The organism is Methylobacterium sp. WL116 (assembly GCF_008039455.1).
Classification (GTDB): domain Bacteria; phylum Pseudomonadota; class Alphaproteobacteria; order Rhizobiales; family Beijerinckiaceae; genus Methylobacterium.
Genome location: NZ_VRUV01000004.1, coordinates 17,957 through 43,708 on the forward strand (window position 1 = coordinate 17,957; position 25,752 = coordinate 43,708).

Consider the following 25,752-nt stretch of genomic DNA (forward strand, 5'->3'; position numbering starts at 1 on the left):
TTGAGCAGGATGGCCGGCAGGTCGGTCCCGTAGGCCTTCCACAGCCGCTCGGCCCGGTCATGGCCGATCCCCGGGACATGGGTCGCGAGAAACGACCGCACGAGAACTCCGCTCGGGAGCTGCCGGACCGCCCGGCTGGCTTCGAGCTGGGGTCCCCATTTCGTCTCGGTGACGGGTCCCTCGACGGTCCACCGCTCGCCGACCGCCGGGGCCCCCATCATGACGCGACGGAGCGCCCTGACCCGTAGCTCGGGCCCCGGCGCATCCGGGTCCTTTCCCACGACGCGGGTCGCGAGGATGACCCCGAACTCTTGCTCCGACAGGATGTGCTCGACGGTCACCAGGGTCATCGGGCCGTACCAGAGCGGACGACCATGCCGGTCTCCTCCAGCATGGCCATCTGCGCACGCAGGGACGCGTTCTCGCGGCGGAGGGCGTCTATAACGGACTCCCGTTCGGCCATGGCCTGCCGGAGATCGGACGCCTCGCCGGAGAGCTTGCCGATCCTTTCTCGGGCCGCATCCTGCGCCACCCCGGGCGATCGGCTTCCGATAAGTTCCAGCCCCTGCTGCTCGGCGACGGCGTTCACCGCCGAGCGCAGTTCGGGCTTGTTGTAGAAATGCTGCTCGTGGTGGATCACCACCTTGTCGTCCAAGGCCGCCAGGGCGCGCACCAGCTGGCGTACGTTCACCTTGCCGTCCGTGACCGGCAGCGTCGGCGTAAGGCGTCCACCACGCTCCCAGGCCGCCTGGAGCTCTTCTAGGTAGGGCTCCAGGACCGCCGCGATCTGTGGCGTGATGGAGGGCTTCGCCATCAGCGGGGGTCCTTCGCACCACTGATCGGGATCACGTTCCGCCCGGCCAGTTCGGCCTTGAGGTGTTGCACCTCGCGTACGAGCTTGGCGTTCTCGGTGGTCAGCGTCGCCACCTCATCGCGTCCTTCCACGTATTCGAGCTCGGCCTCGGTCCATGCCTGGCGGATCGCCTTGATCTGGGCGTTGGCATCGTCGACGCGCTCGGTCACGACTTTGCGGATGGTCCGGGCCCCCCGGGCGATCCTCTTGTTCGCCCCCGCGACCCAGTCCGCCACCTCGCCCTTGAAGGCACGATGGTGCGGCTTCTCCAACGCGGCCGAGCTCAAGTCGGCGCGGCGCAGGACCTCCTGCAGCGTGATGCGGCCGTCGTTGAGCGGGTAGATGCCCTTGTTCGCCTCCACGTCGGCCTGAATGTCGCGCATGGCGTCGCTGCAGCGCTCTTGTGTCGTGGCCTTCCGCTTGGCCGACACGCGCCGCCCCTCGTTGCCGATGCGCGAGGCCGCAGGACCGGCCGGGGCCGACTGCGTTTCCCCGTCCGTCGCCTTCCGTCTCGCCATGCGTCACTCCCCTTTCCAGATTCGGGCAACGGTCGTGCTCTTCGCCGACCATCTCTCGCGGACTTCCTCCCACCGCCTGAGCTGGGCGAGGAGCTGCCCCCGAAGGTTCTCGGCCAGCATGTCCGTACCTTCCCGCTCCGCCGCCTCCAGCTCCTCCACGAGGGCGCCGACGGCCGCATCGCACTGGGCCTTCGCCCGGGACGTTTCCAGGCGATGGTCGCAGGTGGTCCGGCAGCTGCCGGGATCTGGCTCTCCGAAGCCTTGAGTGCACGGTCCGAACTGCCCGGGGGCCTTGGTGCAGATCACGCCGGGCCGGACGAGCTCCCACTGCTTCCCGCCGAAGGTCAGGATGTCGGCGAGCTCCCGGAGGCTGTCGGCCCCGAACGTTTCCTCGCCGCGGCGCATCCGAAGTTCTTCCAGCCCCTGGCGAAGAGGGGCCGCCGCAGGGCCGCCGGCCTCGCCGGCGATGGTCTCGGCGACGGCTTCCTCGGCGAGGACGAACGCGGTCTCCTTGGCGACCCGCATGGCATCCTGCGCGATCTCGGGATCCGAGAGCATGTAGCGCAGGGTCATTTCGAGGTCGCGATGGCCGAACAGATCCAACAGGACCTGCGGCGCATCGACGACGGAGAGTGCAACGATCCTGCCTACGGTGTGGCGCCAGCGATGCGCATGGGCGCGATCCTTCCCGGTCAGGTGGGAGAGACCGAGATGCTCGACCGCTGATACCATGGGTTCGGTCAGGTTGAGGAGAGGCGATCCGATGGGGTGGGTACCCGCCCTTCCATTTAGCACCCAGAGGTGGCTCGCACCTTCTGGACGGACGCGCCGTGCGAGATCCTGCTGGATCTCAATAGCCCGGACCGCTGCCGAATGGAGCGGCCAGTCGCGCTGCTGCCCTTCGAGCTCGTCAGCGAGCTTGAACGTCCGCCCGACGAGCCGACCAGTGGCGAGATCGTCGAGGCCATCATCCTGCGCCGATGCGATCTCGCTCATGCGCGCTCCAACGCAGAAGCCGACCATGCAGAGGTTCAATGCCTGGAGGACCCCGACCATCAGCGCGATGGTGCCTGCGTCCCGGGGGGGCCAGGCGTCCGACTTCTCGAACCGGTTTCCAACCTTTTGCGACACTGGGAAGGGGAGCCGGGTGATCGGCTCTCCATTGGCATCACGCCAATTGACCGAAGCGACGTGCTTCCGACGCCTCTCGATGACGATCGGGTTCTTGGTGGTTTGACCTCGCGCCGCCGCCTCGGCCGCGATGTCACGTAAGGCGGACCAGCAGTCGAGAAGCTGAGGCGCTAGGTTGCGTTGGATCCAAAGGCCCCGGCCCACGATCTCGGTTACGAAGGCGTCCGAGAAGGGTTGCCATGTCCTCTCCTCGTTTTTCATGATTCGAACCGGCGCAGAGCCTATGTTCGAGCCTTCGCGCACGGGAGCGTCGTTCGCGTTGGTTGGGGTGAGGCGAGGATAATCGGACAGGACGCCGCGTTCGCCGGACTCGAAGAGCCAACGGAAAAGCGTTGCTACGTCGGTTCTTGGCCGTTCGCCGTCGCTGACGGCATCTCGCATCGCCAGGCGGTCTGCCAGCGTGAGATGAGCCCATATCAGGCCATCGGTCGAAGGCTTGTTTTGCTTCTGCCATTCCGCGCAGCTCAACACGAGCCGTGCCGAGTTGAGCCAAGACGATGGCGCGTAGGACCTGATCCCCGTGCTGGTCCGTCGCGGCAGCCACAATGCCAGAAGCGAACGCCGCACGCTCTCGTCGCGAACGGCGGCCACGGACGGATCGTCGGTCGACAACGCACCGTCCAGGGTCGGATCGATGGTTCGCATGGAGGCGCGCCGAAGCGGGCCCGCCGGCATCCAATGCTCGGGCACGACGATCAACGGATCGCCGACCTTGCAAGCCGGAAAGATCTCGATCCTGCTGACCTCAGACCAGGGGCGGGCGGCGAGCTCGGAAAAGTTGCCAAGCGTGATCGCGATCCCTTCGCGCCAGGATCCGACCCCGGTTAGCGCCAGGGCGAGCTCAGTAGCTCGGATAGGTGTCATGGGCGATGACCTCCCCGGATCGAAGCTTATTGAGCCAAGCCTGAGTCTCCCGATCGACGGCGGTTTGTTCGAAGCTGGCCAGCGTGGCCTCGATGGACCGCATCTCGACCTCGAAGCTTGAACCAGCCCAAGCTGCGAACGGAATCTCGCGCTGAAGGTGCATCAGCTCAGCACGGGCACGGGCCAACGGAGCAAGGCTCTCTACGAACGTGACGCCGTGGACGCAGCCGGTGCAGCGCTGGACGCGGCATAGGCTTCCCGGGCGGTGCTCCGGGGCAACGTCACGCGGCGGACTGGTGGGATCCAGGCACCCCATACCGAGTCGGGTCCTATGCCGGTGATCAAGGAGGCGCTTCTCCTGCTCGGGTTTAATCTCGCCGTTCCGGACCATGATCCGTAGCCGGGTCGGATCGAGCGTGCGCTTCGCCTCGATCTCGGCGAACGCGGCATCCTGAACTCGCCGGACAACCTTCTCCGAGTGGGTCCTGTAGCGGCGACGCTTCAGGTAATGCCTCAGTGTCCGGGCATTGGCGTGCTGGGCTGCCAGCTGGGCTAGGAGGACGTTATGGCCGGTCTTGGCGTAGGCGTAGCCGATCCAGGCATCGCGGGCCACGGACGTACTCATCTGGGCTAGCGAGGGATGCGCATTTAGGAGCCCGCCGCGCTCGGCGACCAGGCGTGCGACCTCGTTCAGCGAGGCGCTGTCCCGGTGCCCGAAGGCGTTCACGTCACCGACCTTATTCACGACATGGTAGAGCCACGGGCTGCGAACGGCTGCCTTCAAGCGCTCTATCTCGGCTTCCCCAGCGTTCGAGGGGCGGTCAAAATTTGCCTCCTCCGCGAGACTCAAACGCTGCTTAAGGGTTGCCCTGAGCGGCGCCGTGCGCTCGACCATGAAGCGGACGACGTTGAACGGGTGCCATTCAGGACGCTCCAGCGAGAGCGCGAAGACATGCCGGTGCGACCGCCCCTTAAAGGCGTGCAGCACTTTAAACTCGGGCTTGTGGGGATGATCCTCGAACCACGCCTCGTCGTCGGTGACGTCCATGCCGAGCGCCGTCGACAGGTTCCAACCCGTGCCCAGCATGAAGAGCCAGAGGAACACCGCCGTATCGTGATAGCTTGGGTGAAACCAACGGAGCTTACCGACAATGCCTTCTCTGCCACGCTCGGTCATGCCGGGAGCGAGGTAGTCTGGTCCGTCGTGCTTCTGGGACTCGTCGTTGGCCTTATGCAGCCCCTGTCCACCAGCGGCTAGGAACGCGGCCTTCGGGGCTAGGCACTCGCGCGTAAGCTGAGCGACGAGCCACGCGTGGTTCTCCCGCCTATCCCATGCGGCAGGGCTGCCCCCCTGTCGGTGGCTTGATCCCCGAGGATCCTTACCAAGCCTCGCCAGCCGTTCCCCTTCGGCGAACATGTGTTTGACACTGCGGCCCTCATGCTTGAGGGCGTTGAACAGGCGCCGCATCCCGAGCAGGTCGACGTCATCCTGTAACGGCAAGGCATTCCTGTCCCGAGCCGGCCAAAACAGGGCAGGAGACGCTTCAAGGGAGCGCATCCTGTCGACGAAGGTCTTCGCCTGACCGTAGGTGTCATCGCTCAAATTTGCGGCTGCGAGCCATCGCTTGAAGGCAGGGCCGTGCCCATCAGTCAGGTCGCGGATATCCGAGACCTCGCCGGCTGCATTCGTATCGAGGAAGCGAAATAACATCCGTAACGCTGCCCTCGCCGACTTGGACGTGACCGCCGTTGGCCGAGTGACGCGGTAAAGCGTGGCCAATTGCGTGGCCAAGGCCGGACGTCCGGTGAAGTTACCAGCCCACTGCAGACGACGTGCTCGCGTTTGATCCTCGCGCCGACCGCCCCGGGCGAACTCGTTGAGATCGAGCTCGTAAGCCGGCCCGTCTTCCGGTGTTACCCAGAAGCAGAGATCGAGCACCGGATGATGGACGACCTGGCCGGAGCCCTCGTCGATGACGCGCATCAAGGAGCCCCCGCCTGATCGTCGTCAGCTTCGAGGAATGCGTGCCAGCCGTTCGCGAGCTCGGTGATGCCGGTCGCGGTGGCAAGCCAGCGGAGATAGATGTCGGTGGTGTTCTCGCTAACATGCCCCAATTGGCGCCGCAGAGTATCGAGCCAGAACCTCCCACGACTCTGCACCCAATCGGCGCCAAGTTCCTTGAAGGTGGCGTTGGCTGCCTTGGCCTCGCTCTCCAGTGCGTGGATTAGATAGAAGCAAGCGAATGTATGCCGCGCAAAGTGCGGGGACCATTTTCGCGGACGCGGCTTCACCTCGTGGAAGCAGCGGTAGACCGTATGGTGCTCGATGACGGTACCTTCATGCCCGCGGGCGTCGGACAGGAACAGTCGGTCGCTCGCGGCCTTACCCGTGCGGCGCTGGAAGCGGCGGGCAAGCGTCAGGCGGCGGGTGTCGATCCAATTGCGGATCTCGGCAGCGAGTGGCAGCGGGACCTGGATCGTGCGCGGGCGACCTCCCTTCGTCTCCGTGACAGGCATCGGGGCCACGATGCGGCCATCCGCCTGCAGACGGGCGAGCATCTTGGCGTCTGGCACCTGTCCCGTCGTCAGTGCTACGAGCTCGCTCTTGCGAAGGCCGGTCTCGATAATGACACGGCAGGTGAGCGCTTTAACGTAACCGCGCTGAGCCGCGACACGGCGAAGCCAAGCGCGCACCTCCTCCGCCCTCGGCAGGAAGATCAGCGTCGCCATCGAGGTGCCATGCTCCTCGCGTACGCGTCCCGCACGGACGGAGATGGCCGCCTGTCCGGCTATTGACGCCGCACTCGACCTGATCGCCCTATTCTTAGTGACCGTACGAATGCCAAACGGGGGCCGCAGCTTTGCCTCGGCCGCCCACCTCAGGAAGTGGGTCGCCTCATCGGCCCTGGCGTTCGCCGTCGCAGGCTTGAGCTTTCGGTTCTTTCGAGCTGACCAAGCGCCGTTTGTCTGTTCGTCCTGGTACGCAAGGACTTGGTCGTAGGACAGGTCCTGCCACGCCACCTGCCGCACCTCGCACCAGTCGATGAAGTTGGCAATGCTGTAAGCGATGCGGAGTATTGTGTTCGGTCGCGGGTAGTCACGCGCCGCAGAGCTCCCTGCTGCGCCTGATAGGGGATGCCATTCAAGCTTGGCGCGCACGCGGAGGTACACGTTGTGGACCCGGCAATAGCGCAGATGCCGGTCGAACAACACGGGGACATGGGCGATTCGGCCGTAGCCGAGGGCCTCCAACCGAGTGGCATCGGGCTTGAAGACAGTCGCCATCCTCCCCCCCTGGCTCCGCGATGCCACCTTAGGCCGCTAGATCCTCACCGATTTATCACGGCATCGCCCCGTCCAAGTTCGAGGACACCATCGGCGAGGGCTGTTCACGTCGTGAGGAGTGCTCTCTCATCACCATCCTCCATTGCCACGGGTATCGCGCGTCTGCAAGGCAAAAACGCATTTCACGTCAGATACTTAAGACGAAGGATCGTTCAATCTATCCTTGCGGACCACCTTCGGAATCTTGCGGGCCCGTGGCGCGGAAGGCTGGCGCCGCTGCCTGAGCTTGGACGGGTTTTCTGGTCCTACGGCGACCGTGGGCGCGGACCCTGCGGGGTCCGGGATCGCGATCGACGAGGGAGGGTTAGCCATACTGGTGGTCGACGCCGAGGTGGCTACTTCACGGGGTCCACGGGGCGGAGCCCCTGGGCGGCTCTCTCGAAGGGAGAACGAACTGGCGGGCATGCCCGCCATGGCTGGCTTAACGTCCTGTCCGCTTCCTTCGGCCTTCGACTTGTCATGCGCGGTCTCGGCGACCACCGGGGCCCTGGGGACAGCATCCGCATCCGGTACGACCGCGGTTCCAGCCGTCTCGTGTCGGGTCGGCTTGACCTTCACGGGTGATCGAGCGGGCGGGGCCTTATCCCAACCGAAAAAGCGGGCGATCGCGATGAGCATGTGTGAACCTCCTTGCGTGGAGGTTCGAGTGTCACGGTGCAGTTTGCCCCCGCAAAATCCGGCCCTGCCATCCCAGGCAGACAGGCCATGGAGGTAATCCCACTTCCGTCCGCGATCGCGTCATTCGGCGTCGTTCGGGCGCGAATCGGGTAGATTTCGCGGAGGATCCATTGACCTCGCCATCTAGCGATCGGAGGGGCGTTCGGTCGGATCTGATGGCGATCTCAAAATTAAAGTTGTCATCCCACTTGGAGCAAATCGAGAACGTGCTCTGATTGGTACCGGCCGGATTCTTTCTGACCAATCGTGGAGCACGTCTATGTCCCGCCGATTCCAAAACCTGTTTCCGTCCGGGAGACGGTCAACGGATCCGATCGCGGTCGCGGGTGCCTGCCCGCAGGCTCCGTCCGCAGATAAGACTACGTCCACGCGATCGATCCGGATGATATCGCTCGCGACCGCCACGCGGGATTACGCGCGCAGCGTCGAGGCAATGACCTTTGACCGCCTAAGCGCGCCCGATCTTATTCGCCTCCGCGAGGCCATGGGGCCCGATCTATGGGCGTGGCAGTATGCCAAGCGCCTGACGTGGCAATCTGCTTGGCGCGCCCGGCCCGATGGCGATGAGGGCATCGAGCGCGTCTTGGCCGCCCGGGCCATGGTCGACGACATCGAGACCTGGATCCGCGCCATGAAGACGCTCGGCGAGCGCATCGCGCGTGCCCGCGTCCAAGGCGGGCCGGTCCCAGAGCCCCTCGCTGTCCCGGCCGAGATCCAGGCCATCCTCGAAGCCCGTAACCTGGCCGCCCTGGAACGGATCAGCCGGAAGCGGGGGCGTACCGACAATGGCGGGACGGATCCCGCCGCGGTTCCTGACGAGGCCGTGCACCACCCTCCCTTCGGCGGCCGCTCCGCCTGATGTCCTCGATCCGGGACGATCGCCAACGACGGACGATACGATGACTGTGCCTAGACAATTGCCGTCTCAGAAGCCCCTCGCACCAGGATCGACTCAAGGCACGCAGCGACCGATGCGTAGGCCTCCCGGGCTTCCGGTTCGTTTCGTGACACGGATGAGCCGTCAGCTTAGCTATGCAGTCGCCGATTGCGCTCGTAGCGAGGGTGTCACCGCCGGGGCGTGGGTTCGGCGAATGCTCCTGGAACGGATGGAGATGCAATCCGCGACGGATGCCCGGAGTGGCCGGCCCGTGCGACGGCCGGAGGATGACGTCGCTGCGATCTCGGCGGCCATTCGGGAATTGGCGGCCGTGAATGCCAGCCTTTCCATGAAGGATGTCGCGGCGGCACGGGCGAGCCTCGCGACCGTCCGCGAGATTTTGATTCCGTTGGTTATCAGGCGGGCCTCGCGGTGATCTCCGGTGCGACGCGTGGGCAAGGCCTTGGCAGTGCGCTTGCCCGGCATCTGATGAAGGCGGAGAACGACCAGGTCACCGTCATCCCGGCCCGTGGGCTCGGAAGCGCGACATTAGCCAGGCAGATCCAAGAATTGGTGGCGGGATCGCTCGGCGGCCGTACCGACAGGCCGGTCTATCACGTCCACTGCGATCCCGATCCGGGGATCTCCGACAACGTGGCTGCCCGCAAAAGGTGGTGGGCGTTGTTCGAGGGCGAGTTCGGGTTGACCGGACAAGCATACTGCGGCGTCGAGCACCTCAAGTCGGACAGGCTCCACGAGCACCGCGTCTACAGCCTTGTTCGGCCGTCCGGCGCGGTGGTGGACCTGGCCTGGGATTATCCTCGCCGGGAGAAGTGCGGCCGAATCGTCGAGTTCGAGTTCGGGCTGTCTCCGGTCGCGTCGAAGCATGCCAGGTCCATCCTGCGTCGGTTGAGGGCGGAGGGACGTGACGACGTGGCGGCTTGGCTCGAAGCCTCAGGCACCGCTGGGACGGCGAGACCCATCGCACCGCTGACCCCGACGGAACGCTTGATCCAGGACCGTACGGACGTCGCGCTGGACGATGTGCGTCGGGCGGCCCTGGAGGCGTGGCGCGCCAGCGACGACGCCGCAGCGTTCATCGCCGCGCTGAAGGCCCACGGTCTCGGTCTGCGAGAGGGCCGCGTCGGCGCTGTCATCGTCGATGCGAGCGGAACGGCCCATCTCGCCACCCGTGTCCTCGGCGCAGCGGCACGGCGTTTCGAAGGCATGCGCATCCCGGCGGCGGACGTTCGCGCACGCCTGGCCGATTTCGAACCCAAGGAAACGAGACATGGATCACGAGATCGCGCAGCGCCTCGACAGGCAGGACCGGGTGTTGGCGGCCATCCTGGCGTCATTGGTGCCGTCGGAGGTCGAGACGGAGACGTCGGGCTTCGACGACCTGGTCGAGATCTTGAGCGACCTCACGGTGGCGGTCGCGGACGTGACGGCCGCGATCCAGGCGCTGCGCTCGGAAGGCTTCGCGCACTCCCTGCCGGTCGAGCGCTGATCCTGCACCGGCGTCTTACGGCGCTGGACATCACGATCGCGCGGTGCGCCGCGGACGTCGAACACGCCCGATCCGCACTGCTTCGAACGAGTGCGCAAGCCAACTACGAACAGCGCCGTGCCGCCCTGCTGTGGGGCAAGACGGATATCTGGGGGTTACCGCTGACCTGACATCGTGTTTGGCCGGTACTCTTGACCGTCCGGGATCGACCCTGCTCGGTCCACCAGCCCGTCCGCAGCAAGGGGGACGCCGTAACGGAAACGTGTCGCCTGCCGCATTTAACAAGGGTTGATAGCCCTTGGCGGCCATGCCACACCGCGGCATGTCAAGTACACCCACGCGTTGCGTCTCCCTGACTTCGGAGTTGGAGACCTACCTTCGGGCACAGGTCGCATCGGGTCGCTACGCCAGCGCCAGCGAGGTCGTGCGCTCGGCCCTTCGACAAATGATCGACCGCGAGGGTACCATACTCGTGCCCCGCCCCGAGGTAGTGGGACCGCGGCCCGGGCAGAAGTCGGCCTGACGCGAGATGGCCACCAATCCGAACGCGGTGACCGACACCGCCCGCCTCGCCGCGCTCGCCGCTCTCGACATCCTCGACACCCTGCCCGAGCAAGGTTTCGACGATGTCGTGCGTCTCGCGACCCGCCTCTGCGCTACCCCAGTCGCCCTCGTCAGCCTGGTGGCGATCGACCGGCAGTGGTTCAAGGCCAACGTCGGCTTCCCCCATTGCGAGACCGACCTCGACAGTTCGGTCTGCAAGTTCGCCCTCGTCGAGCCCGACCTTCTCGTCATCCCGGACCTGACCGCCGATCCGCGGACCATGGTCAACCCACTGGTCACGGGCGAGCCGCACATCCGCTTCTATGCGGGTGCGCCCCTCCGCGCCCTGGAAGGACACGTGCTGGGCTCGTTGTGCGTCATCGACACCGTGCCCCGGCCGGATGGACTGACCCTGGAGCAGGCCGACGACCTCAGGGCGCTCGGACGCCAGGTGGCGAACCTGCTGGAGATGCGCCGCGCCGTCGAAGGCCGTGACCAGGTCCTGGAACGGCAGCGGGCCGAGCTGCGGCAGGCCCGGCGCATTGAGGTCCTGGCCAAGGCCTCGCAGGCCCTGCTGACCGCCGCCGATCCCGCCGCCGTCCTCGATCCCATCCTGTCCGCGAGTGCGGGCACCCTCGGGTTCGACCGCAGCTACATCTACGACATCTGGCAGGACGGCCGGCACCTGCGCCTCACCCACTCGCTCAACGCGACCGATGAGGTGCAGGCTTTCCTCCATCGGATGCCCTACGGCGCACCGCTCTGCGGCATCGTCGCCGAGCGGGGTCGGCCGCTGTTGCTAACCGATGTCCAGAACAGCGAGGAGCCCGCCTACCAGACCGCCCGCGGCATCGGGTTGAACGCCTACGCCGGCTTCCCGATCACGAGCCGCGGCGGCCTGCGCGGCGTGATCTCCTTCGCCTCGACCCAGGTGCCCTCGTTCGACGCCGACGCGCTCACCTTCTTCGAGACGCTCGCCCGCCTCATGTCGGCGGTCTACGAGCGGCTCGACGGCGAGAAGGCCCTGCGCGAGAGCGAGGTGCGTTATCGGACCCTGTTCGAGAACATCGACGCCGGCTTCTGCATCTGCGAGGTGAGGTTCGATGGGGACGGGCGCGCGGTCGATCACCGCGTCCTGGTGGCGAACCCGGCCTTCGAGACGCACACCGGCCTGACGGACGCCGTAGGGCGCTGGGCCACCGAGATCGCACCAGGCATCGAGCAGCACTGGCACGACGCCTACGGGCAAGTCGCCAAGACGAAGCTGCCAATGCGGTTCGAGGGCGAGGCGGTGCCGCTCGGACGCTGGTACGACGCCCATCTCTTCCCGGCCGGCGATGACCGCGTGGCGATGCTCATCGCCGACATCACCGACCGTCGACAGGTCCAGGACGCGCTGCGCGAGAGCGAGGCGCTGGCGCGGGAGAACGTCGAGCGCGTGCAACTCGCGCTTGCGGCCGGCGCCATCATCGGCACCTGGCATTGGGACCTGCCTTCCGACCGCTTCACGGTCGACGAGGGCTTCGCCCGGTCCTTCGGTCTCGATCCCGCCGTGGGACGGACGGGCATTCCCCTCGCCCAGATCGTGGCGACGGTGCATCCCGATGACCAGGCGGGTTTGGCCGCCGCCATCGAGGAGGTGATCGCGCGTGGCGGCGCCTACGCCCACCAGTACCGCGTGCGCCGCGCCGACGGACGCTACTACTGGATCGAGGCGAACGGGCGCGTCGATCTGGCCCCGGACGGTACGGGGATGACCTTCCCGGGCGTGCTGATCGACATCGAGCGGCGCCGCATGGAGGCCATGCTGATCGAGCTGGCCGAGCGGCTGCGCACGCTGGACTCGCCGCAGGCGATGGCCCTCGCGGCGGCCGAAACGGTCGGCCTCGCACTCAGCCTCTCGCGGTCGGCCTACGGCGACGTTGATGAGTTGGGCGAGCACATCGTCATCGCACGGGACTGGCTGGCGTCCGGTCAGCTCAGCGCGACCGGAAGCCACAGCTTCGCCGACTACGGCACCTTCAGCGAAGCGCTGCGGCGCGGCGAGGATGTCGTGGTCGCGGACGTCGCCGAGGACCCCCGCACCGCCGGGCAAGTCGATAGCTTCCGAGGACTCGACATCGGATCCCTGGCCAACCTGCCGCTGATGGAAGGCGGGCATCTCAAGGTCGTGTTCTGCCTCCACCGCGACCGTGCCCAGGAGTGGTCCGCCGAGGAGTTGGCCTTCGCCCGTCGGGTGATGGACCGCACCGAGGTCGAGATCGCGCGGCGCTCGGTCTCGAAGCAGCTCCGGGAGAGCGAGACGCGCTACCGCACCCTGTTCGAGAGCATCGACGTCGGATTCTGCATCGTCGAGATGAAGTTCGACGATGCGGACCGAGCGGTCGACTATCGCATCGTGGAAGCCAATCCGGCCTTCGAGCGGCAGACCGGCACCAAGGTCGCCGGTCTCTGGGTCAGCGAGTTCGCACCGAACCTGGAGCGGCACTGGTTCGACACCTACGGGCGCGTCGCGCTCACGGGCGAACCGGCGCACTTCGAGAACAAGGCGGACGTATTCGGGCGCTGGTTCGACGTGCGGGCGTTGCGCATCGGTGATCCGGCCGACCACCGCGTCGCGATCTTCTTCAGCGACATCAACGACCGCAAGGGCATGGAGGAAGCGCTCCGGCGGTTGAACGACACGCTCGAACAGCAGGTCCAGAAGCGCACCCAGGAACGCGATCGGCTCTGGAGCAACACGCAGGACATCCAGGTCATCGTCGACGGCAAGGGTGTCTTCCAGGCCGTCAATCCGGCCTTCACCGCGATCCTCGGTTGGACATCCGAAGATGCGGTCGGCAAACCCCTGTTCGAGTTCCTCATCCCGGACGACGAAGGCTTGACCGACCGTGCGCTCCAGCATGCCCGCGTCCAGAGCCTGCCGGTCATCGAGAACCGTTACCGCCACAAGGACGGGGGCTTCCGCTGGATCTCCTGGGTGGCGGCGCCAGATGGCGACCTGATCTACGCGAGCGGCCGACACATCACGGCGGAGAAGGAGCAGGCAGAGGCCCTGCTCACGACCGAGGAGGCGCTGCGTCAGTCCCAAAAGATGGAGGCGGTGGGCCAGCTGACCGGTGGCTTGGCCCACGACTTCAACAACCTGCTCGCAGGGATTTCCGGCTCGCTGGAGCTGATGCAGAAGCGCATCGACCAGGGACGGTTCACGGATGTCGATCGGTACATGACGGTGGCGCAGGGGGCGGCCAAGCGGGCCGCGGCGCTCACCCACCGCCTGCTTGCGTTCTCGCGCCGGCAGACGCTCGATCCGAAGCCCACGAACGTCAACCGGCTCATCACCGGCATGGAGGAGCTCGTCCGACGTACTGTGGGACCCCAGATCCACATGGAGGTGGTCGGAGCGGCAGGGATATGGCCCGCACTGATCGACCCGGGCCAGCTTGAGAACGCGCTCCTGAACCTCTGCATCAACGCCCGCGACGCGATGCCGGACGGCGGGCGCATCACCATCGAGACGGCGAACAAGTGGCTCGACGAGAGCGGCGCGCGCCAGCACGACATGGCACCGGGCCAGTACCTTAGCGTCTGCGTGACCGACACCGGGACCGGCATGTCGCCGAGCCTCATCGCGAAGGTGTTCGAGCCGTTCTTCACGACGAAGCCGCTCGGGCAGGGCACGGGGCTTGGCCTCTCGATGGTCTACGGCTTCGCCAAGCAGTCGGGCGGGCAGGTTCGGATCTACTCCGAGGTCGGGGAGGGCTCGACCATATGCCTGTACCTGCCGCGTCACTACGGGGAGACCGACGAGGACGATCTCGCGCACAAGATCGACGAGGCCTCGCGCGCCGAGCAGGGCGAGACGGTGCTGATCGTCGACGACGAGCCGTCGGTGCGCATGCTGGTCACCGAGGTGCTTGAGGATCTCGGCTACACCGCGATCGAGGCGGGAGACAGCGCCGCGGGGCTGAAGGTGCTCCAGTCCGACGTGCGGATCGATCTGCTCGTCACGGATGTGGGCCTGCCCGGCGGGATGAACGGCCGTCAGATGGCCGACGCGGGCCGTGAACGGCGTCCCGGCCTGAAGGTGCTGTTCATCACGGGTTACGCGGAGAACAGCGTCATCACCAACGGGCACCTCGACCCCAGCATGCAGGTGCTGACAAAGCCTTTTGCGATGGACGCCCTGGCTTTGAGGATCAAGGATCTGATCCGGACACCTTGACCACGGTGACGACCGAGAAAGTCCGCTCGAAGGACGATGAACACCGCCACGGTCTACCCGATACGGTCATGCGGATACCGTCCGTAAGACGATCGGCAAACGGACGTCTCCGCTCCCGAACCTTCCCGGAACCTCATTGCGTCCGCTTCGCGGGCATCCTGTTCACCGTGCCGGCTCGTCCAAGATCCGAGCGGTCAGAAACTTTTACAAACCAAGCCGGCCGACCGGCCTACGTCACCCGGCAACTTGATCGCTACACGATTGCGCCTACAGCCGAGCAAACTGCTACCCGAGCGAAAATGAGTTCAGGCCGGCCCAGTAGTTCGGCTTAAAACGGCGACGGACGACAGGCCCAAGTGAAAAGGCGGTGTGCATATAGGTATCGATCCAGTCGAGGCACTCCGAAACTGCTTTCGCGCATTCTAAGCTGTCTTTGCCCGGAAACTTACTCGAAGACAAAGTGCCTTCATGAACGAGATCATTGCGCATATTACGAAAATCACTCCCTAACCGAATTATACCAAATCTGTCCGCCGCGTATTCGATACGATGCGGAAAATCGTTTTTTGTGAGTGTAACACCATTCGCGCGGGCATGGTCCTTCGCGGTTGCGGCAATTACCTCAAGCATTGTGGACGTACTCAAAGTTAAATCTTCAAGAGACCAGCATGATAAGCCGTCTAGCCAGTGGTGAACCAGAAGCCGAGCCTTTTCTGTTGTATCAAGTTGTGGAAACGATTGTACAAATGCTTCCATGATATTGACGTACTCAACAAGATTGCTCGTTACTTCCAACGTGGAAGCGAAGCCCCTCATCCGGGGGAAAAACCCACCGGCGCTTAGGAAGCTTAGATCCGACATTGGAAGAGCTCGCCCCAGCGTAACAGCTTGCCCGCAGAGATAGCTCGCAGACAAGCATATGTATAAAAGTTCGTCGACAGCCTGATCCTGTACTGCTGCACGACTGCCGTGAACTGGTATGTCTAAGAATATCATATAGCTATCTTTTGCATGTCCTTCTTCAATTCCCTGCCGCAAATCCGCATTTGGATCGGCAAATCGTTCGAACTCCCACGTTCCTAGAGCGGTCGAGATCGTGAATTTATCTGGATCGCCGGGCACGAGCATATTCACGAGCCCATAGCCGACATGAAGGTGTGTCATATCCCCGCCTTACGTCCTGTCGATTCACCCAAAACCAGTCTGGGAAACGATGACAGGGCGGATTGTCGGCGACAAGCTTACGTCCGGGTCCGGGCGGTCAACCTGCTTCAACCCGACACCCAACTCGGTCGCTACCGGGTGTCCGGTAGACGGTCGTCAAACGGACAACCGCTGCCATCATCTGAGGCCGCCGGTCGTCCTTCCCGGGCCACGTCTCATAAGACCCGTACGATGATTTTATCGGTGACGGGGGGACTACCGGACACGACACGACGTCCAAGGACCTTCTTGAAACCCACGGCCGCGAGGCCTGCGCCCGTCGGCAGGTCCCCGGGGCTCCCTAGTTAAGGGTGTCAACGGCCTGAGCCGTTCAGAGCCTGGTCGTAAGGTTGGCGAGCCAGGCTGGCGAGGCATTGCGGCGGTTGGTCATGAATGCTGTCCCCGTGATGGATGGGTCGGGTGGAAGGCAGGTCTCAGTTCGAGACCTGGGTAATCGCGCGGTCGACGTTCACGCGGGCCGACCAGTCCTTGGCGCTGTCCTGGCCCATGAGGGACACGAGGCGAGCGCCGCTAACGTCGACGTTCTTGAAATCGGCGCCCGAGACGGTGGCGCCGGTGAGGTTCGCGCCCGACAGGTCGGAGCCCATCAGGACCACGTCGGTGAGGTCCGCATCCGTGAGGTCGGCGTATTCCAGGCGTGATCGCCCGAGGTTCGCCCCCTTGAGGTTGGCACCCTTGAGGTTCACCGAGACGAACACGGCACGCATCAGGCCCATGGACTGGTTCTTGATGTCGGCGCCGCCCTTGAGGTCGACGAGCGTCGCACCACTCATGTTGGCGCCCTTGAAGTCGCCGATGGGCATGGAGCGGCTGAGGTCGGCTCCGCTGAGGTTCGCATCGCGCGCGGTGATGCCGAACATCTTGGCGCCGATGAGCTTTGCGCCGCTGAGGTCGGCCTTGATGAACCAGGCCTGCTCCAGGTTCGCTCCGGTCAGGTCGGCGCCGCGCAGATTAGCCTTGTTCAGCCGCGCGGTGCGCAGGTTCGCGCCCTTGAGGTTCAGCCCCGACAGGTCAAGGCCGGCGAGCGCCTTGTCGGACAGGTCGATGGGCTTGCCGTCGGCCTTGGCGATGAGGGCCTCGACGTCGGCTCGGGTCATCTCGGCTTTCGTCATCGCGGCCGAGCCCATGTCGGCACCGAGTAGGAGGTCCTGCTCTGCGTGAGCCGGGGCAGCCAGGAGCACGGAGGCGAGCAGAAGGGGGGCAAGGCGGCGCATGGTTTCTCCCGGTTGTCTGTCCCGCAACGTCGAGAGCTTGCGCTTCCCCACGATATGGCCGGAACGGTTCTTTGTTCAGTGGCGACAGTGATATGGAGGATCGGTCCGACCGTATGTGACCCAGGTCACCGAAGGCTGCGGATTCCGAAGCGGCAACGCTCGAAAGAAGGGCATGGCGGCATCGAACGACCGCCGGCCCCGGGGAGGACACCATGCGGAGCGCCCATCAGGTCGAGCGTTGGATTGAGCGTTTCCCGCTCATCCAGGGCTTCAGTGCCAGCCACCTCCAGATCGCACGCGGCACAGTGCACTTTCCCGTGCTTGAGGCCGGCGCGGTCGCTTACGAGCTCCAGGGCGCGTGCGCGAACTACCTGATGTGCATCGACGGCAGGACCCGGGTGTTCCGCATGTCAGAGGGCGGCCGGGAAATGCTGATCTACAAGGTCGGCGCCGGGGGCACCTGTGTCCTCACCACCCAATGCCTGCTGTCGGGCGACGGCTTCCCGGCCCAAAGCGTTGCGGAGGCCCGGACTGAGCTGGCGGCCTTGCCGGCGGACACATTCCGTCAGTTGATGCGCGAGAGCGACGAGTTTCGGGACTTCGTCCTGGACGACTACACCAAGCTCTTGTCGGGCATGTTCGACCTGGTCGAGGAGGTCGCCTTCGCACCGTTGGAGCAGCGCCTGGCGCGTAGGCTGCTGGTGGAGGCCGATGCAGAAGGCATTGTCTGGAAGACGCACCAGCAACTTGCGTCGGACGTCGGCAGCGTGCGCGAGGTCATCAGCCGCCTCCTGGGTGAGTGGGCCGATGGCGGCTTGGTCGAGGTGCGACGTGGGCAGGTGCAGGTCATCGACCGCGCCGGCCTCGCTGCCGGAAGGCCGAACTGACGGCGCCTTCGCGTTCATTCCCGGACGAACGATAGCGGCGTTTCGGCCCGCGGGCCTACAATCCTCTCATGACCTCGATTCTCATCGGTTACGCCCGCTGTTCGACCGACCGGCAAGACCTCGCGGCCCAACGGGCTGCGCTAGAAGGGCTTGGGGTCGCCCCTGACCGGATCTACACAGATCATGGGCTGACCGGCACGAACCGGGCCCGCCTAGGCCTGGATCAGGCACTGGCCGCCGTCCGGACCGGCGACACGCTTGTGGTCCCGAAGCTCGACCGCTTGGCACGCTCTGTCCCGGACGCCCGCGGCATCGCAGACGCGCTGATCGAGCGTGGGATCAAGCTAGCCCTTGGAACGAGCGTCTACGATCCGGCGGATCCGATGGGGAAGATGTTCTTCAACATCCTCGCTACCTTCGCCGAGTTCGAGAGCGACCTGATTCGTCTGCGCACCCGCGAGGGGATGGCGATTGCTAGGTCCCGCGGCAAGCTACGGGGCAAGCAGCCGAAGCTGTCCGCCAAGCAGCAGCGCGAGGTCCGGCGCATGCACGATGCGGGCGAGCATTCGATAGGCGACTTGGCCGAACTGTTCACTGTGTCTCGCCCGACAATATACCGAACGCTATCTAGGTCGGTGGGCTCGTCGTCACTTCATGGTGAGACTGATGCTTCCCTGGCGAGGCCGCGGCCAACGACGAATGCGCGGCTGTCCGACCCGGCCGACTAGCGTGCCATCGCGGATGTCCACGCTCATGGCATCAGAGCAACCTACCAATTAGGATTGGCCACTCCCGGTTGGTTAGATATTTCGACCGAGGCGCATGATGTGCTCGCGCAGTGTGTTGCAGGCAGGTCCCATTAAAGGTCCAACATCGGCGCCTGGTTTAAAGTTGTACTTGATCGTTGTGATGCCCGCCAAGTCGCTGGGGAGCTTAAGCTTTGTCCCCTTCGGCTCCATCAGGATGGCACGCTGCCTTCCCAGGCTGCCCATAAAAAAACCGAGCTCGAAAACGACATTGTCCCTCGGCGTGGGCCACTCCTCGTCCCGGACCTCGGTCTTGTCGTCTGGATGGGCGACTGCCACCGCGAAGTCAGATTGCATCAACTCTTCTTCGAGCGTCTCAAGCGTGTAGTTCGTTACCTTGAAGACGCCGTTCGCCCAGACGACAGTTAGGAACGGGTCGTCTGCGAGCGCATTCTCGATGGCCCGCGCCACCGGAAGGGCTTCCGAGGACGAGAACAGGAAGACGCGCGGCTTCTCGTTGGCAGGTCTGATCAGCGCGTTCCGTTGCTCCAGGCGTCGCGCCAGCTCCTGCGCCATGCGTCGCCAAACCTCGGGGTACCGGTCGGCGACGGAAGAGAAGCCGGCCTCGTCGACCTTCAAGACTACGGCCTCCGTCGTCGCCGTCACGGTCGCCGCACGGGCCTGCGATGGCACCACGGCGGCCATCTCGCCGACCTGGTCGCCCCGGCCGCGCATGTTGACGCGATGGTCGTTCACCACGACCTCGAAATCGCCAACCACGATGAAGAACAGGTCGTTGTCCGTACCGCCCTGCTCGATGATCGAGGTGCCGGGTGCGACGCGCGTGAGCTGCCCCACGTCGACCAGGGCCTCGGCGAGGCCGAGCGTCCCGTTGACAAGCCTTTGCCGAGTTATTTCCTCTACGAGGTTCTTCCGGCCCCGTTCGCCCTGAAACCGTTCAAGCATGGCACATCCTCCCGACCGTTACGTGCACCCATCAGATGCGCCTCCGCCGCGCCAGGGCCTCACGGCCTGGCGACGCCCAGCGGGCAACCGTCCATGGTCCCGCAACAAGCCTTGCCTTCGAATGACTTCCAGAACGACCGCTCCGCGGTGGCCATGTCCTGCATCGCGCCGACGATCTCGACTAGGCGACCGGCATGGTCGCGGCATCGCCGGAGCGTAAGGGGACGTTCGTCCTGCCCGCACGGGCAGGCTTGCCGAAGCGTCGCCGGGCTACGTTGCTTGACGAAGATGCGCGCCATCGTCCGGCCGTCGACCTGCAATCGAACCGCGCTCCCCCGCGATGAACACCCTTTCGACCGAACCGTGGCCACGCGTCCCTGGAATAGCCGATCGCGCAGCCGGGGCGAGACCGCCGCGGCCGCTTCGAGCGCCTTGCGCTGGTGTACGGCAGCGCCGCCATGAGCCCATTCGCGACGGTCCGGCCATCGGCGCAGGCGCCGCGCCCGCTCCTGCAGGCGCAGGAACTGCAACACGGCCCCCCACCATGTCGCGCCGTCCGCGGTGGCTTCGAGCGCCAGGCTCTCGTAGGGCTCCCAGTTCAGGCAGAACGACCCATCGGAATTGATATGCCGCATTGGGCAGAACGCCGGGAGACGAGCCCCTAGGGTCGCCTCCCGAGCATAAGGCCGCCCGCCGCTCTCCTGGACCTCAAGTTCGTAGCCGTGGAGGCTCCCGTCCGTCATCAGGACGGGCACGGCCGCGCGTAGGCGACCATTGGTCGAGGGAAGCGGCGTGATCCCATATGCCGAGGCTGCCGATGCCAGGATTTCGACCGCCGCCGGCTGCGTCATTCCCCGCCGACCTCGACGTAGGGTGTGACCACTTGGTCGGAAGCTCTTTTAACCGCCGGCGCCGCGGCGGCGAACGCCTCCGCCTTGATCGCCTTGGCGGTCCGGTCGCCGTCGGCTGCAAGTCCCTCCACCGCCTCGTTGTAGTCGAGGCCTTCGGAGCGCCGGGACGGGCCGAAAAGGTCCCTTACGGCTTGCGTCCCAGAGTCGTATGCTACCTGCCCGATTGCCGTCTGCATGCCCGTGCAACGCTTCTGTTCAAACTCCGACGCCAGTACGCCGCGGCTCACCGAGCATCGCAAGCGGTCCCCGTGCGCGCCGAGCCGCGTCAAGGTCATCGGGCCGAACTCGATGCCTATCGCAAGCCCGAGCTTTTCCACGTCTACCTCCTCCTCGTTGAGCTTCTCCAAGGCCAGCTCGAAGCTGCTCCGAAGGGCCCCGGCGCACAGTACGGCCGTACTCACTGTCCCCTCGTCGTCGGTCGTCTGCGCCGTTCCCTCGCAAAGCAGGCCGTGGACACAGTCGCCAATGAAACGGACCCGACGGCCCTTGAAGTCCACGCCCAGCACCCGGTCGAGTTCGGCGCGGATGACGTGCAGGGCGCGCACGACATCCTCCGACGTCCCAGCTTCTAGGTGGCGGGCCACGTAGGCTGTGAAACCATCGATGTCGGCATAGACGGAGACTGCCTCTTGGCGCCGCGAGTTGGAGGGCGTCAGGGCACTGATGTCGATGGTGCGCAACGGTGGCGTATGGCGCGAGAAGCCGTAGTTGGAGAGCGGGTTCTTGGCGAGGTCGGTACGCCATTCCTCCGCCAGGTCCTCGACGTCGAGACCGAGTTCGGCGTCGGCCTGCGACAGGGCGACCTCGCTGGTGGTCAACTTGGTCTTGGACGGCTCCTTGACCTCCGGTAGGCCTATCGCGCGCCGGGCGTTGTTCGTCAGGAATATGCCGACCGCAGACCCCGCCGCCGAGAACTTCGCGGCATGGTTTGCCGGATTCCCCAGGAACAAGGGCTCGCGACCGCCATTGCGGCCGTTGTTCACAACGAGGGCCAGACCGCTGTCTATCCCGACCCTAACCCTGGCCGCAGGAACATACTCGTCGTCGTCGCCTGTGGCCGCGCAGACGTCGATCACGAGCTGGGCGATAGCCACCGCGCGATGCAATCTCCGGGCCTCGGTGCTGCCGTCCTCGTCGTCGTCGCTGTCGTAGGGCTTGTGCACGACGGCGTGCAGCCGCTGATTATGGAAATCGACACGCAGCGCATCCGCCCTGTTCAGGATACGGCGCACGCTTCGACCATGCAGGTCGAGGAACCGGAGCGTTCGCTTGTGGCAGGTCTCCCCCTCGCTCGACGTGCAGTTCAGCATATCGTCGAGGTTGAGGATGTCCGCGTAGAGATGTACGGCCTCTATCCGATAGGCCTTCGCCGTGGGGATGTTGCCAAGCGACATCTCACGCTTGAAGTCGACGATCTCGACCTTCTTCACGTCCTTGATCTTGGCGGCGATGTGTTCGGCCGCTCGGTCACGCTTCCAGCTATGTGCCATGTCAACCTCCGCCTCTCGCCGGAACGGGCAAGGACCGGCCCGATCTTGTTTTTCGCGATGGATCGAGGGACGCGGACTTCAGCGCCGCACTGGGCCGATGTTACGACGCCGCCCTTCGATGGTCCCTCGGCCAAACGTCACGAGATCTCTTCGGAGAACGTTTCCTCCGTGCCGGTATCGGTAACCTGAAGGTACCGAGCTCGACATGAGTCGACCCCAACATTGATGACTGCGTAGCCATGGGCGAAGACCCCGCCGCGCGTCTTAAGATTCGTGCCTTCGACGATGGCGGGAGTCTGTTCCAGGTCGTCGAGAGGCTTGTAGATATCGTCGAGGACGGACACCGGGACGGCGCCATGGCCGATGCACCGACCGACCTTAATCCCCAAAAACGGCTCGTAGATTCCCAGCGAGTGCTCGTGGCCCCAGAACCAGGCCGCCACGCGGCCGTCTCGGTTCATGCGCTCGAAGGCACGCATCAGGTTGGGGTTGACCGCCTTCCGCTTGCCCTGCGCCGGCTCGGCGCCGATGGCCGAGAACGCGGAGAACGGCTGGTGATGCGACAGGAGTATGGTCCGACCTCCGAACTCCTCGATCCGCTGGCAATGCCAATCCAACTCGTCGTCTTCAAGGTGGGTCAGGGCATCGGCAATCGAACGGGGATTGTCGTCGTGCAGGCCGGTATCCATGGCCAGGAACTGCCACCTCTCATCCGTCGAGCGCAGGCAGAAGAAACTCGCGCGCTGTTGGTGGGTATCCTCGTTCAGCTTTGGAAGCAGGTCGTAATATCCGACCCCGCCGCAGTACATGTCGTGGTTTCCAGACAGCGTGTACACCAGGGTCGGTCGCTTGGCCCGCAACTCCCGCGTCACCGGGCGGAGGAAGTTGTCCCCGCACTCCTTACCGGTCCCCGAGTAATAGATGTCCCCAAGGTGGACCAGCACGTCCGGGTTCTCCCCGGCAATGGACCTCATGACCTCGATGGCCGGCCGTGCGCCGGTGCCCCAATCGCTCACGAGCGCGAGGCGCGAACCGGCCTTGATCTCGTGCGTCCCCGGACCGGCCTGCGCGGGCCGGACGTAGGGGATCGGCTTCCGCTTCCCGTCCGGGCCGAAATACCCCGCATAGGCACGCAGGGTAGTCACCCATTCCACGTCGCAGGTCCCGGTCCTGTATTCGTCCTCGACCTCGGCGAGCGCAGCCTGGCTACCACTGGCTAGGGCCTTCACGTAGCGCAAGGCCAACTCGACGCACACCTTGCCCATATCGACCGGGGACAAATCCCGTGCCGCCGGCGAGGAAGGCGGGGCCCCGGACCCGGTGCCCGTGTTGAGCCCGCACTCCCGTCGCGCGATTGCGGTCGCCTCGTCGTTGAACGTCGCTGAGGCCGACCGTTCCAGCCGCCGTGCACCCGGTCCGGAGGGCTTGGCGTCGATGCGTTCGGCGACCTCCGCGACCGCAGACTGGAAAAGGGACAGCACCGGGTCGCGCACGCTCTCGAAAGATTCCGGCATCGACTTCACCCGCTCCTCTTTTCATCATCCTGGGACCAGCGCTTCAGCACTGGGAGATATCGCCGGACCTGCTCCCGGTCGCTTTCCTTCTCGACCTCGGGCAGGTCATTGTACTGCATCCCAAATTGGCGCTCCCACCGCTGGACCAGGTCGGCTGGAATGACCAGCGATCCGTCCCGCTGGCGGACGGCCTTGTCGTGGACGTAACGCTGCCAATGTGACCACCGCTCGTGCTCGATGGCCGCCAATTCCTCGATGAGCGCTTCGTCATCCCTATGGTCACGAGCCATCATCTGCCCCTTGGTCAGATCAGCTTTTCAGCCACCAGACGCCTGTAGTGCTCGCCAAGTACGGTGAGTTCACAACTCTGACTGTCCATCGCGGCATGCCACATGTGGGGTGCCCCGACCGCCCGGACCAAGTTAACCTTCACATAGCTCTGGAGCACCGCGAAGATCTCCGTGTTCGCAGGATCGGGCGCCACCCCGGTATCCGGTCGTTCCCTCTCCGGCTCAAACGATGGATCGAGCTGGATCTTGTGGCCCGGGGCCGGGAAGAGCGTGGCGAGCTTTTTCAGGTCGGCGAGGGATATGGGAGGCTTCGCCTTCCGCAGCGAGACAAAGGACTTCACGTTGGTCTTGAACACAGGCCGCTGCCCGCCCCATGGTCCGAGCGACTGGTCGATGTGCGCATAGACGCTGCCCGGCGTCACATCTCCGACGAGATTCGCGGCCGCTCCGTTGAGTGCGTCGACCAGCAAGTTGGTAAACACACCGGGGGCACCGTTCCCGCCCTCGTACGCGTACTCCTTCTCGGTTGACGCTGTGAGGAGGGTCATTCCTTCGGGGATCTCGGCCACACCGCCGCCCCCTGCTCGGTTCCCAGCTATGCCGCCGTAGCAGCTATCGAGGATGATGATCCTGTTCTTCGCCTTCGATTGCCGGGCGAACGTCATGATCTCAACCAGCGGAAGCCCGTCATTGCCGTCCTGGCTGTCGCTGGCGCACAGGAAGCCGCCCGTCTCGTCGACGAAACCGTGGCCCGCGAAATACAGGAGGGCCACTGTGGGATCGCCAGCGAAGAGGGCTTCGATCTCCGTGCGAAGTTGCCGACGGTCGAGTGGGTTGCCCTTATCCGTGGCGGTTAGGAGCCTCGGCGTGGTGAAGTTCACCGATTCGTCGAAGTTGGTTTCGAGGACGGTGGCGACGGCCGTGGCATCGGCAACGCAGCCCTGAAGCGGCTTGAGGCGGTCGTAGTGGTCGATGCCGATGACCAAGGCCTTCCGCATCACGACCTCACAGGGAGTCGATGAAAGCGGCGATGTTAACATCGCTCCAGATCACGGTCCTTACGCCGGCGATTTCGGTCCGGTCGCTCGCGTAGGCCCAGACCCCGATGACCTTCTTACCCTCATCTTTGGCGCAGGCGATCTCCCACTTTTGGCCCGTCGACTGCGAAGAGTTTTTGCTCACCAGCGCGATCACCCCGTGACAGCGCCGGATACGCGTGCGCACTTTGTCCTTCCATTCTGTCTCGTAGGCCTCTTTGACGGACAGGTCGATGAACTCATAAGGCGCGCGAGGATGCAGCGACTGACCCTTCAGAAAATCGCGTTGCCTTTCGTCCTCCATGGCGAAAGCAACAAACACAATTTTCTTTGAAGTCATAGTACAGCCCCCGCCATTCCAAATTTTACTCGTCGACGAGAAATGTCCCGCCACCGAATATCTCGACGTACGCTAATTACCTGGAATTAACTTACCCACATTCAGTTTTGGTTCCGAGCTTATCAATGGAACTGGAAAGCCAATTCTCCGATTTCGGGCGGCGAAGTTTCGTCGCCGCCCCCCTGCTACTCCCTCAAAAATCAGCGGCATAATTTGGGTGGGAGGTACTTATCTCAAAGAGTGCGCACCTTGTCCTCAGTCGCCGTTCAACACGGCATAACTATGAGCACCCTGTTGTGCTCCCGCAGGTGTCGCACTTCAGGCAGGTTCCGTTGCGGACCAGCGTGAAGTTCGCGCATTCCGGGCAGGCCTCGCCGACGTAGCCCTTCATCTTGGCCTCGGCGCGCCGGTCGGCGACGCTGCGCTCCGGCTTGGCGAAGGGCAGGGCCTCGATCGACGTCTCCGCGTGGCCGGCGAAGTCCGGCTCCGCCTTGAGCGCGGTGGCGCCGCGCATGGCGTGGACCACGCC

General features: G+C 64.7%; 23 protein-coding genes. 7 read left to right on the top strand and 16 right to left on the bottom strand.

The features are described 5' to 3' along the window. Nucleotides 1–346: 346 nt before the first annotated feature. From FV223_RS01235 to FV223_RS01255, 5 genes are all read right to left on the bottom strand, one after another. Nucleotides 347–814: a hypothetical protein gene (locus FV223_RS01235; protein ID WP_147724939.1), complete on the bottom strand. Its 468-nt coding sequence runs from the start codon at nucleotides 812–814 to the stop codon at nucleotides 347–349. Further along, the gene (locus FV223_RS01240; protein ID WP_147724941.1) at nucleotides 814–1,284 is read right to left on the bottom strand and encodes a hypothetical protein; all 471 of its coding nucleotides are present in this window, start codon (nucleotides 1,282–1,284) and stop codon (nucleotides 814–816) included. Before FV223_RS01240 ends, FV223_RS01235 begins: the two co-directional genes overlap by 1 nt. A gap of 90 nt (nucleotides 1,285–1,374) precedes the next feature. Further along, nucleotides 1,375–3,426, bottom strand: a complete 2,052-nt coding sequence (locus FV223_RS01245) for a tyrosine-type recombinase/integrase (RefSeq protein WP_147724943.1) — start codon at nucleotides 3,424–3,426, stop codon at nucleotides 1,375–1,377. Continuing rightward, on the bottom strand, nucleotides 3,404–5,413 hold the full coding sequence (locus FV223_RS01250) for a hypothetical protein (RefSeq protein WP_147724945.1): 2,010 nt from the start codon (nucleotides 5,411–5,413) through the stop codon (nucleotides 3,404–3,406). The genes FV223_RS01245 and FV223_RS01250 overlap by 23 nt, the downstream gene beginning before the upstream one ends. After that, nucleotides 5,410–6,711 carry a site-specific integrase gene (locus FV223_RS01255; protein ID WP_147724948.1) on the bottom strand — a complete coding sequence of 434 codons (1,302 nt, stop codon included), beginning with the start codon at nucleotides 6,709–6,711 and terminating at the stop codon, nucleotides 5,410–5,412. The genes FV223_RS01250 and FV223_RS01255 overlap by 4 nt, the downstream gene beginning before the upstream one ends. Nucleotides 6,712–7,831: 1,120 nt before the next feature. On the opposite strand from FV223_RS01255, the gene FV223_RS01260 reads away from it, so the two are divergent. Then, nucleotides 7,832–8,308, top strand: a complete 477-nt coding sequence (locus FV223_RS01260) for a hypothetical protein (protein ID WP_147724950.1) — start codon at nucleotides 7,832–7,834, stop codon at nucleotides 8,306–8,308. A gap of 247 nt (nucleotides 8,309–8,555) precedes the next feature. Continuing rightward, on the top strand, nucleotides 8,556–8,762 hold the full coding sequence (locus tag FV223_RS01265) for a hypothetical protein (protein ID WP_210247488.1): 207 nt from the start codon (nucleotides 8,556–8,558) through the stop codon (nucleotides 8,760–8,762). A gap of 518 nt (nucleotides 8,763–9,280) precedes the next feature. Here the strand turns inward: FV223_RS01265 and FV223_RS29980 are convergent. After that, the gene (locus FV223_RS29980; RefSeq protein WP_187276007.1) at nucleotides 9,281–9,619 is read right to left on the bottom strand and encodes a hypothetical protein; all 339 of its coding nucleotides are present in this window, start codon (nucleotides 9,617–9,619) and stop codon (nucleotides 9,281–9,283) included. Between FV223_RS29980 and FV223_RS29985 the strand changes: the two genes are divergently transcribed. The 3 genes from FV223_RS29985 (at nucleotide 9,618) to FV223_RS31425 (ending at nucleotide 14,604) form a co-directional block, all read left to right on the top strand. Further along, nucleotides 9,618–9,836, top strand: coding sequence for a hypothetical protein (locus FV223_RS29985; RefSeq protein WP_187276008.1), 219 nt, complete (start codon nucleotides 9,618–9,620; stop codon nucleotides 9,834–9,836). The two genes, FV223_RS29980 and FV223_RS29985, sit on opposite strands and share 2 nt — an antisense overlap. 322 nt (nucleotides 9,837–10,158) lie before the next feature. Then, nucleotides 10,159–10,359, top strand: a complete 201-nt coding sequence (locus FV223_RS01275) for a type II toxin-antitoxin system ParD family antitoxin (protein ID WP_147724955.1) — start codon at nucleotides 10,159–10,161, stop codon at nucleotides 10,357–10,359. A 6-nt stretch (nucleotides 10,360–10,365) separates the two neighbouring features. After that, entirely contained in the window at nucleotides 10,366–14,604 is a 4,239-nt protein-coding gene (locus FV223_RS31425) for a GAF domain-containing protein (RefSeq protein WP_246689566.1), read from the top strand. Nucleotides 14,605–14,889: 285 nt separating this feature from the next. Here the strand turns inward: FV223_RS31425 and FV223_RS01290 are convergent, their stop codons facing one another. Both FV223_RS01290 and FV223_RS01295 read right to left on the bottom strand, forming a co-directional pair. Then, the gene (locus tag FV223_RS01290) at nucleotides 14,890–15,738 is read right to left on the bottom strand and encodes a hypothetical protein (protein WP_147724957.1); all 849 of its coding nucleotides are present in this window, start codon (nucleotides 15,736–15,738) and stop codon (nucleotides 14,890–14,892) included. 503 nt (nucleotides 15,739–16,241) lie between these two features. Then, nucleotides 16,242–17,042: a pentapeptide repeat-containing protein gene (locus FV223_RS01295; RefSeq protein WP_147724959.1), complete on the bottom strand. Its 801-nt coding sequence runs from the start codon at nucleotides 17,040–17,042 to the stop codon at nucleotides 16,242–16,244. A 212-nt stretch (nucleotides 17,043–17,254) separates the two neighbouring features. Between FV223_RS01295 and FV223_RS01300 the strand changes: the two genes are divergently transcribed. Both FV223_RS01300 and FV223_RS01305 read left to right on the top strand, forming a co-directional pair. Next, nucleotides 17,255–17,929 carry a Crp/Fnr family transcriptional regulator gene (locus tag FV223_RS01300; RefSeq protein WP_147724961.1) on the top strand — a complete coding sequence of 225 codons (675 nt, stop codon included), beginning with the start codon at nucleotides 17,255–17,257 and terminating at the stop codon, nucleotides 17,927–17,929. A 68-nt stretch (nucleotides 17,930–17,997) separates the two neighbouring features. Next, nucleotides 17,998–18,657, top strand: a complete 660-nt coding sequence (locus FV223_RS01305; RefSeq protein ID WP_147724963.1) for a recombinase family protein — start codon at nucleotides 17,998–18,000, stop codon at nucleotides 18,655–18,657. Nucleotides 18,658–18,729: 72 nt separating this feature from the next. Here the strand turns inward: FV223_RS01305 and FV223_RS01310 are convergent, their stop codons facing one another. The 8 genes from FV223_RS01310 to FV223_RS01345 all read right to left on the bottom strand — a co-directional run. Continuing rightward, entirely contained in the window at nucleotides 18,730–19,641 is a 912-nt protein-coding gene (locus FV223_RS01310) for a TIR domain-containing protein (RefSeq protein ID WP_147724965.1), read from the bottom strand. A 59-nt stretch (nucleotides 19,642–19,700) separates the two neighbouring features. Then, nucleotides 19,701–20,492 carry an E2 domain-containing protein gene (locus FV223_RS01315; RefSeq protein WP_187276010.1) on the bottom strand — a complete coding sequence of 264 codons (792 nt, stop codon included), beginning with the start codon at nucleotides 20,490–20,492 and terminating at the stop codon, nucleotides 19,701–19,703. Then, complete coding sequence (locus tag FV223_RS01320; RefSeq protein ID WP_147724968.1) at nucleotides 20,489–22,042, bottom strand: adenylate/guanylate cyclase domain-containing protein; 1,554 nt, start codon at nucleotides 22,040–22,042, stop codon at nucleotides 20,489–20,491. The genes FV223_RS01315 and FV223_RS01320 overlap by 4 nt, the downstream gene beginning before the upstream one ends. Before the next feature lie 137 nt (nucleotides 22,043–22,179). Further along, complete coding sequence (locus tag FV223_RS01325; protein ID WP_147724981.1) at nucleotides 22,180–23,556, bottom strand: metallophosphoesterase; 1,377 nt, start codon at nucleotides 23,554–23,556, stop codon at nucleotides 22,180–22,182. Nucleotides 23,557–23,561: 5 nt separating this feature from the next. Continuing rightward, on the bottom strand, nucleotides 23,562–23,849 hold the full coding sequence (locus tag FV223_RS01330) for a hypothetical protein (protein ID WP_246689567.1): 288 nt from the start codon (nucleotides 23,847–23,849) through the stop codon (nucleotides 23,562–23,564). A gap of 11 nt (nucleotides 23,850–23,860) precedes the next feature. Next, nucleotides 23,861–24,844: a caspase family protein gene (locus FV223_RS01335; protein WP_147724971.1), complete on the bottom strand. Its 984-nt coding sequence runs from the start codon at nucleotides 24,842–24,844 to the stop codon at nucleotides 23,861–23,863. Between the two features lie 7 nt (nucleotides 24,845–24,851). Beyond that, nucleotides 24,852–25,223 (bottom strand): TIR domain-containing protein, encoded by a 372-nt coding sequence (locus tag FV223_RS01340; RefSeq protein WP_147724985.1) that lies wholly within the window; start codon nucleotides 25,221–25,223, stop codon nucleotides 24,852–24,854. 280 nt (nucleotides 25,224–25,503) lie between these two features. Then, nucleotides 25,504–25,752 (bottom strand): hypothetical protein (locus FV223_RS01345; RefSeq protein ID WP_147724973.1); only part of this gene is annotated, 249 nt, incomplete at its 5' end.

What these genes read in the sequence shown, in the direction of transcription:
- FV223_RS01235 (WP_147724939.1), bottom strand. Translation starts at nt 814, where the DNA reads ATGGCGAAGCCCTCCATCACGCCACAGATCGCGGCGGTCCTGGAGCCC.
- FV223_RS01245 (WP_147724943.1), bottom strand. Translation starts at nt 3,426, where the DNA reads ATGACACCTATCCGAGCTACTGAGCTCGCCCTGGCGCTAACCGGGGTC.
- FV223_RS01255 (WP_147724948.1), bottom strand. Translation starts at nt 6,711, where the DNA reads ATGGCGACTGTCTTCAAGCCCGATGCCACTCGGTTGGAGGCCCTCGGC.
- FV223_RS01260 (WP_147724950.1), top strand. Translation starts at nt 7,832, where the DNA reads ATGATATCGCTCGCGACCGCCACGCGGGATTACGCGCGCAGCGTCGAG.
- FV223_RS01265 (WP_210247488.1), top strand. Translation starts at nt 8,556, where the DNA reads ATGGAGATGCAATCCGCGACGGATGCCCGGAGTGGCCGGCCCGTGCGA.
- FV223_RS29985 (WP_187276008.1), top strand. Translation starts at nt 9,618, where the DNA reads ATGGATCACGAGATCGCGCAGCGCCTCGACAGGCAGGACCGGGTGTTG.
- FV223_RS29980 (WP_187276007.1), bottom strand. Translation starts at nt 9,619, where the DNA reads ATGTCTCGTTTCCTTGGGTTCGAAATCGGCCAGGCGTGCGCGAACGTC.
- FV223_RS01275 (WP_147724955.1), top strand. Translation starts at nt 10,159, where the DNA reads ATGTCAAGTACACCCACGCGTTGCGTCTCCCTGACTTCGGAGTTGGAG.
- FV223_RS31425 (WP_246689566.1), top strand. Translation starts at nt 10,366, where the DNA reads ATGGCCACCAATCCGAACGCGGTGACCGACACCGCCCGCCTCGCCGCG.
- FV223_RS01295 (WP_147724959.1), bottom strand. Translation starts at nt 17,042, where the DNA reads ATGCGCCGCCTTGCCCCCCTTCTGCTCGCCTCCGTGCTCCTGGCTGCC.
- FV223_RS01300 (WP_147724961.1), top strand. Translation starts at nt 17,255, where the DNA reads ATGCGGAGCGCCCATCAGGTCGAGCGTTGGATTGAGCGTTTCCCGCTC.
- FV223_RS01305 (WP_147724963.1), top strand. Translation starts at nt 17,998, where the DNA reads ATGACCTCGATTCTCATCGGTTACGCCCGCTGTTCGACCGACCGGCAA.
- FV223_RS01310 (WP_147724965.1), bottom strand. Translation starts at nt 19,641, where the DNA reads ATGCTTGAACGGTTTCAGGGCGAACGGGGCCGGAAGAACCTCGTAGAG.
- FV223_RS01315 (WP_187276010.1), bottom strand. Translation starts at nt 20,492, where the DNA reads ATGACGCAGCCGGCGGCGGTCGAAATCCTGGCATCGGCAGCCTCGGCA.
- FV223_RS01320 (WP_147724968.1), bottom strand. Translation starts at nt 22,042, where the DNA reads ATGGCACATAGCTGGAAGCGTGACCGAGCGGCCGAACACATCGCCGCC.
- FV223_RS01325 (WP_147724981.1), bottom strand. Translation starts at nt 23,556, where the DNA reads ATGCCGGAATCTTTCGAGAGCGTGCGCGACCCGGTGCTGTCCCTTTTC.
- FV223_RS01330 (WP_246689567.1), bottom strand. Translation starts at nt 23,849, where the DNA reads ATGATGGCTCGTGACCATAGGGATGACGAAGCGCTCATCGAGGAATTG.
- FV223_RS01335 (WP_147724971.1), bottom strand. Translation starts at nt 24,844, where the DNA reads ATGCGGAAGGCCTTGGTCATCGGCATCGACCACTACGACCGCCTCAAG.
- FV223_RS01340 (WP_147724985.1), bottom strand. Translation starts at nt 25,223, where the DNA reads ATGACTTCAAAGAAAATTGTGTTTGTTGCTTTCGCCATGGAGGACGAA.